The sequence below is a fragment of the Streptomyces sp. SolWspMP-5a-2 genome, assembly GCF_900091845.1.
GTDB classification, from domain to species: Bacteria; Actinomycetota; Actinomycetes; order Streptomycetales; family Streptomycetaceae; genus Streptomyces; species Streptomyces doudnae.
Genome location: NZ_FMCI01000310.1, coordinates 1 through 6,992, shown reverse-complemented (window position 1 = coordinate 6,992; position 6,992 = coordinate 1). Strand labels below are relative to the sequence as shown.

Annotated in this window: 7 protein-coding genes; all 7 read left to right on the top strand. The window is 75.8% G+C overall.

Features of this window, described 5'->3' with window-relative positions; genetic code table 11:
- A partial coding sequence (locus tag GA0115242_RS40985; RefSeq protein WP_202555998.1) for a hypothetical protein occupies window positions 1–542 on the top strand: 542 nt, incomplete at its 5' end.
- 653 nt (window positions 543–1,195) lie between these two features.
- Entirely contained in the window at window positions 1,196–3,094 is a 1,899-nt protein-coding gene (locus GA0115242_RS30425; RefSeq protein WP_093834157.1) for a sensor histidine kinase, read from the top strand.
- Window positions 3,095–3,233: 139 nt separating this feature from the next.
- On the top strand, window positions 3,234–3,521 hold the full coding sequence (locus GA0115242_RS30420; protein ID WP_093834155.1) for a hypothetical protein: 288 nt from the start codon (window positions 3,234–3,236) through the stop codon (window positions 3,519–3,521).
- Between the two features lie 170 nt (window positions 3,522–3,691).
- Window positions 3,692–4,561, top strand: a complete 870-nt coding sequence (locus GA0115242_RS30415; RefSeq protein ID WP_093834153.1) for a spherulation-specific family 4 protein — start codon at window positions 3,692–3,694, stop codon at window positions 4,559–4,561.
- A 485-nt stretch (window positions 4,562–5,046) separates the two neighbouring features.
- Window positions 5,047–6,258, top strand: coding sequence for an MFS transporter (locus tag GA0115242_RS30410; RefSeq protein WP_093834151.1), 1,212 nt, complete (start codon window positions 5,047–5,049; stop codon window positions 6,256–6,258).
- Window positions 6,259–6,641: 383 nt separating this feature from the next.
- Window positions 6,642–6,869, top strand: coding sequence for a hypothetical protein (locus tag GA0115242_RS40415; RefSeq protein WP_141721813.1), 228 nt, complete (start codon window positions 6,642–6,644; stop codon window positions 6,867–6,869).
- On the top strand, window positions 6,812–6,992 hold a 181-nt coding region (locus GA0115242_RS41280), incomplete at its 3' end, for a hypothetical protein (RefSeq protein WP_141721811.1). The genes GA0115242_RS40415 and GA0115242_RS41280, both read left to right, overlap by 58 nt.

Sequence of the window (6,992 nt, the reverse complement as noted above, 5' to 3'; positions counted from 1 at the left end):
TCTGCTCCCGCCTGCTGCGCGCCCTGCGCGGACGGGCCGGACGGGCGACCGCCCTGGTGCTCCTGCCGGGAGTCGTGCTCGGCGTGCTGCTCGCCGGACACGTGACGGACCCGTCCACGGGCCGGGGCGGAACCGGCGCCCCGGGGGCACCGCTACGGGTCGACCGGCCCATCGTCGCCGACCAGTTCGCCTTCGCGCAGGGGACCCTCGCCTTCCGCGCGGACCGTCCGCGCGGAAGGCGCCTGCCCGACGGCGCCTCCCTCGTCTACCGCCGGGTGCGCTTCGGCGGGGTGGACCTCGACCGGCTCGTCGCCGAGGTGTCCGAGGTCACCCGGCGTCCGGCCCGCCTGGAGTTCCGCCTCGGCGGGGGCCCGCGCGGCGAACTCTGGACCACCCTGGCCCTGCCGGCCGGGCGGGACCCGCACGCGGTGGTGGCGGGAGCCCGCCCCCTCTCCGGACGCCACGATCTGCGGGTGACCGCCCGCTGCGCCGGTCCGGGTTCCTGCGCCGAACTGCTCTCCTTCCGCATGACGACGGGCTGAACCGCACGCGCGGGCGAGCCCGAACCCCCTGGCGTCAGGGCGGACGCCTTGCGAAGTCCCGCCCGCGTCACGGACGTTCCCGCAGGCCCGCGATCCGCTCTTTCCTCCTCTCGGAAACACTGCTCACGGTGCTTGAACAATCGCGCGCCGGGCGCGGCCGGAAAACGTTCCCCGGACTGGTGGCAAAGGCCCGTTCTTTTCGATGAGTTCACACTTCCCGACCAGGAGGAAAGAAGCTGAAGGAAGTCGCGCTCTCCCTCATCTTCCCGCTCTGACCTGCGGTGGAGTGCCGGTCGGGGGTGGGTGGCACCGGTAATGCCGATGCGGGGACGGATTCACTCACAGAAACGTGCCACGGGGGCGGCGCGTAAACCGGTCAACCGTTCAACAACGGCCTGAAGACGACCGGACGGAAAACACCGGTACCCGCGGGTACAGTTCACGACTGACAGCGCCAAGGGATTCATCGACCCCGTGCGGACTGGTCCCCCCGCCGGCGGTCCCGCGCGTCACAGGCCGGGGCATCGGGCCGGGAATCCGGCGGCGCGGCAGCGGACTCCCCCTCGAAGCCGCCGCGCCGCCCCCCCCCGCCCGATGCCCCTCAGTCACCCTCTCCTTCCCCCGTCACTGCGGGCCCGTTCTCCGAGGAACCCATGCCAGCTCGTGTGTCTCCCGCCCCCGGTCACGCCTTCCGCCCCGCGACCCCCGTGGAGCGCGTCCTGCGCGGACACGTCCGGGCACCGGTCCTGATCCCCGTCGTCGTCCACGCCGTCCTGCTGGGCGCGGCGGCGATCGCCTCGACGACCACCCGGCTGCCGTCCGGGACCCTCCTCGCGGGCGTCGCGGTCGGCGGATTCCTCGCCGCCCTGGCCGCCGCCCACCGCACGCGGACCGCCGTCACCGCCCTGCGCCGCACGCTCGACGACGCCCGGGAGGCCGACCTCGACCGGATCACCGAGGCCGCCCGCGCCCTGGACCGGTCCGTCGGCCGGGCGCTGCGCGAACTGGACGACCGCGGCGGGCCGGACGCCCCCGAACACCGCGATCCGCCCACACCGGGGACCACCGCGGCGCCCGCCCCCGGACACCTCTCATCGGCCGTCTCCGGAAACCCCGGACCGGCCGTCCCCGAGCAACGCGCACCGGCCGTCCCCGGCAACCGCGCACCCGCCCGCCCCGAACGATCTGCGCGGGCGGAGTCCGGGCCGTCCCGCACCGTGGACGTCCCCGCGTCCTGCTCCGCCGACCCCGCCGCACGCGTGGTCGGGCTCCTCGACGAACTCCGGGTCACCACGGCGGCGGCCCTGGTCCGGGTGCGGGACGAGGCGCGGCCCGAGATCGTGCGCCGCACCGAGCGCCACCTGACTCAGCGTCAGCTCGCCCTCGTCGGACGGGCCCTGCACGCGCTGTCCGCCGTCCAGTGGCTCACCGACGAACCCGTGCTGCTGGACGAGATCTACCGCGTCGACCACCTGGTCACCCGGATACGGCGGCTCGTGGAGAGCCGGGCGGTGCTCGGCGCCGAACCGCTGCGCCGCGGACGCCGCCCGATCGACGTGACCACGGTGCTGCGCGGCGCGGTGTCGGAGGTCGCGCAGTACCCGCGGGCGATCGTCGAGGGCGGACCCGACGGCACGGAGCTGGCCGTTCCCGGGCACGTGGGCCCCGATCTGGCGCACCTGCTCGCCGAGTTGATCGACAACGCCTGTGACAACTCCGACCCGGCCACCCTGGTCCACGTCCGCGCGCGGAAGGTCGACGGCGGCCTGGAGATCGAGGTCGAGGACCGCGCCGTCCCGATGAGTCCGCAGCGCCGGGAGCGGATGAACGCGCTCCTGCGCGACCCCGAGGGGCCCGCCGCCGCCGAGCAGGTCGGCAAGGGGCAGATCGGCCTGCTCACCGCGGCGAAAATCGCCCGCCGCCACGGAGTCGGCGTCCATCTGCTCGCCCAGGCCTGGGACGGGACGACGGCCCTGGTGACCGTCCCGGACGCCCTGCTCGTCCCGGCCTGGCCGCCCGCCGCCGTCCGTGTCCCGCTCCCGCTCAGGTCGGTCGGACCCGGCCCCGACCTGCTCTCCGGACGCTCGGGCCGGACGTACCGGGCGGCCCCGCCCCTGACGGTCCACCGCCGGACCCCGCCGCCTCACGCACTCGATCCCGATCCCGAGCCCGTTCCCGCCGACGTGCCCTTGCCGCGCCGCCCGTCCGCGCGGCAGGCCGACGCGCCGCCGACCTCCCGCGCCGCCGGGCGGGCCGACCTGGCGGCGGCGTTCAGGAGAGACCCGCGCACCGCGTGCGGCGGGGACGACGGCACCGACGTCCCGGTAGCGCGGTCGTTCGGGGACGACGAGACGGACGTCCCGGCGGTGCAGTCTCCCGGGGGGCGATGGCACCGGGGCGTCGGCGGCGCCGTCGTCAGGGGAGGCCCCGCCCGTGCCCGCCGGACCTCCGCCGAGCGGCACGCCGTCCGGGCGCCCGACGGTCCCGCGCGGATCATCCGACCGGCGATGACGTCCGGCGACGACGTCCGGCGGGCGCCGGAGGACAGATGACGCCCGCCGGGCGGCGGAGGACCGTCGACGCCCGCCGGGCGCCGGGGACGGCGGTGCCGGTCGGGACCCCGTCCCGCGATGCCCCGCGGTGAGCACCACACCGGGCCCAGGCCCCCGAGCCAGGAGGAGGAGACGCCCCGTGCAGCCCTTCATCGACCTCGACCTCGATCTCGACCGTGCCCTCGGCACCCTGGACGCCCTCCCGGGGCCGGGACGCGGCCGGGCGCCGCGTCCGGCCGCGTCCCCCGGCACCTGCCCCAGCCCCCGCTGCGGCGGCCGCCTGCTGCCGCGCCACGACGAGGACGGCACCACCGTCTGCCCGGCCTGCTCCGACCTGGCCGAGGAGCACGGCCTGGGCGCCCACGACCCCGCGCCCCACGAGTACTGCCCCGCCTGCACGGACGAGTCAACTGCCCACCGGGGCTGAGCAGTTGGCGCCCTGACACCGGCAGCCACTCGACCACCGCCCGGAGCGGATCTAGGGTGGCCACGCCGCGCACCGCACATCACCTCGCGCCCCAGGGGCAGTCGGCGAACAGCCCACCGCGAGGGCGGCACCGGTGACCCCCATCCCCCCCCACACGCAAGGGATCACACATGACCCGACCCTCCCCGTCCGCCGTGACCGGTGTCCTGCTGGCGCTCACCGCCGCCTGGGCCGTCACCGCCGCCCCCGCCGACGCCGCGCCCGCCGCGCCGCACGACACCCTCGCCGCCGCCCAGAAGGTCTCCGTCCCCGCGTACTTCGCGCCCGGCGCCCTCTGGAACCGGCTCGGCCAGGGCGCGGGAACCGTCGGCCTGGCCGTCGCCAACCCCGACAGCGGCCCCGGCGCGGGCGACGCCCAGTACACCTCCGCGATCACGGCCGCGCACAACGCCGGGGTCACCGTCATCGGGTACGTGCGCACCGGCTACTTCGGCTCGACGGGCATCACCACCAAGTCCGGCTCCACCGACCCGGCGGAGTGGATGCGGCAGATCAAGTCCGAGGTCGACACCTGGTACAGGCTGTACGGCTCGGCGGGGCTCGGCGGCATCTTCTTCGACGAGGGGCAGAACGACTGCGGTCCGGGCAACGCGAACGTCAACCGCTACACCGAACTGCGCAGTTACGTCGAGAGCCGCCACGGAGCCTCCTCGGTCGTCGTCGACAACCCGGGCACCGGCGCGGCCCAGTGCTACACCGCCGCCGCCGACACCCTCGTCACCTTCGAGGGCAGCGCGGCCACGTACCGCACCTTCCAGCCGCAGGCGTGGGAGGCGGGCGCGTCCCCCGACAAGATCTGGCACCTCGTCTACGAGAGCCCCGACGAGACGAGCCTGCGCTCGACGATGGCCCTCGCCCGCCAGCGCAACGCGGGCCATGTCTACGTCACGCCCGACACCCTCGCGGGCAACCCCTGGGACTCGCTGCCCCCGGAGAGCTACTGGAACACCGACCTCTCGCTGGCCCGTTCGGCGGGCTGACCCCGGGGACGGCCCGCGACCGCACCGGCGCGGAACACCCGCCCGGGGCCGTGGGGCGGGGCGCCGCCGCGAACGCCGCCCCGCCCCACCCGCCGTCCCGGACAGGACCACGCGCCCGTACCCCCACCCGCCGTCCCGGACAGGACCACGCGCCCGTACCCCCACCCGCCGTCCCGCCCGGGACCGTGAGCACCCCTGCCCCCGCCGGACGACGACCGGCGGGGGCAGGGGGTGCTCGCCGCGCCGAGGGGGAGCGCCCGGGTGACCGGAACCCGTGACGCGGATCACGCGACGACACGCGACGGAGCCGGAATGCGCGACCACTTCCCTGTTGCTGCACGCTCCGGGCCTCTGTCGGCAACGGCGCCGGACAGGGACGCTCACGGGGGGTGCCGCCGGCGGACACCTCCCGTCCGCCCCGCTCCCCGCGCCCGCGTCCGTGCTCCCCGTCCCCCGCCGCTGTCCCCGAAAGGTTCCCCTGCACCATGCCACTGGCTCTCCTGGCCCTGGCTGTCGTCGCGTTCGGCATCGGCACGACCGAATTCACCACGATGGGCCTGCTGCCCCAGATAGCCGACGGAGTCGGCGTGTCCGTCCCGCAGGCGGGCAACCTCGTCTCCGCCTACGCCCTCGGCGTCGTCATCGGCGCCCCCGTGCTGACCGGCATCGGTGCGCGGATCCCGCACAAGCGCCTGCTGCTCCTGCTGTCCGGCCTCTTCGTGATCGGCAACGCGGCCTCCGCCGTCGCGCCCGGCTACGGCCTGCTCTTCGCCGCCCGGTTCCTCGCCGGACTCCCGCACGGCGCGCTGTTCGGCGTGGGCGCCGTCGTCGCCTCCCGGCTCGTCGCCCCCGACCGCGCGGCCCGCGCCGTCTCCCGCGTCTTCCTCGGACTGACCGTCGCCAACATCGTCGGCGTCCCCGCCGGTACCGCGCTCGGTCAGCAACTGGGCTGGCGGTGGGCGTACTGCGCGGTCGCCGTCATCGGACTCGCCGCCCTCGCCGGGCTCGCCGCCTTCGTCCCGCACCAGCCCCGGGGCGCGCAGGCCGGCATCCGGCACGAACTGCGCGCCATGGGCAACCGGCAGGTCGCCATCGGCCTGGCCACCGCCGTCGTCGGCTTCGGCGGCTTCTTCGCCGTCTACAGCTACCTCGTCCCGATGCTCACCCACCTCACCGGCATCTCCGACTCCTCCACCACCCTGGTCCTCGCCCTCTACGGCGTGGGCATGACCGTCGGCACCCTGGTCGCGGGACCCCTCACCGACCGCGCGCTGCGCCCGACGCTCTACGCCGGGATCGCGCTGCTCGCCGCCGCGCTGGTGACCCTCTTCTTCACCATCCACTCCACGATCCCCGCGCTGGTGACCGTCACCTTCATCGGCGCGATGGGCTCCCTCATCACCACCCCCGTGCAGATGCTGCTCATGGTCAACGCGAAGAACGCGCCCACCATGGCCGCGGCCTCCAACCACTCCGCGTTCAACCTCGCCAACGCGGCCGGGGCCTGGCTCGGCGGCCTGGTCATCTCCGCGGGCTGGGGCTGGGCCGCGCCGAGCCTGGTCGGCGCCGTCCTCGCCGTCGCGGGCCTCGGACTCGCCGTCACCGGCGGCCTCCTGGACCGGGGCGGACGGCCCTCCGAGGTGATCACCTCGTCCCCGGTGCCGATGGCGGAGGCCACCGAGCCCAACCTCAGCTGAACCGCCGCCCGCCGCCCCACCCCGACCACAGCCCGAGCCGCTCCGACCACAGCCGGGGCCCCGGCGCAGGCCCACGACCGGTCCGGAACCCGCCCCCGCGCGGGCGCCGCGGCCGGTCGTCCGCGTCCCGTGCCGGACATCGGGGGATTCGGGTCCGGCCGGGGCGGGGATGCCATAGAGTGCGGCCACTGTTTCCGGGGGACGGGGCCCGGGGGGACCCCGACACGGTCGTCGACGGACGAGCACGCGCCACGCCGCGCCCGCGCGCGGCCCACCGGCGCCGCACCCGTCCGCGCCGCTCACCCCGGAACCGGCCGCACCGCGCCCCACCCGCCCGCACCCCCTCGGGCCGTCCGCGTCGGCTACAGGAGATGAGGCTCGGCATGAACACCGCACGGGGGAGACAGCCGGTCGGCCGGGAGCGGGGTGACGTCACCCGCTACCTCTGCGCGGGCGCCTACCTCGACGACGCCTTCGCCGACCGCGTGGTGGAGGAGATCCTCTTCGACGAGGCGAGCGCCGTGGCCCCCGCCCCGACGTCGACCTGGTCGCCGTGGTCCACCACAGCCTCGCGGCCCAGGACCTCCACAACCGCCGCGACCTGCGGCTGACCCTCTCCTTCCTCCTCGTCGCCGTCGCCGCGCCGCTCTGGCTCGTCCTGCTGCTCCTCCTGCGCGTCCCGCCGCGCCCGCCGCCCGGTCGCGCTCCACGCGCGGGCGGCGGCTGCCGGACGG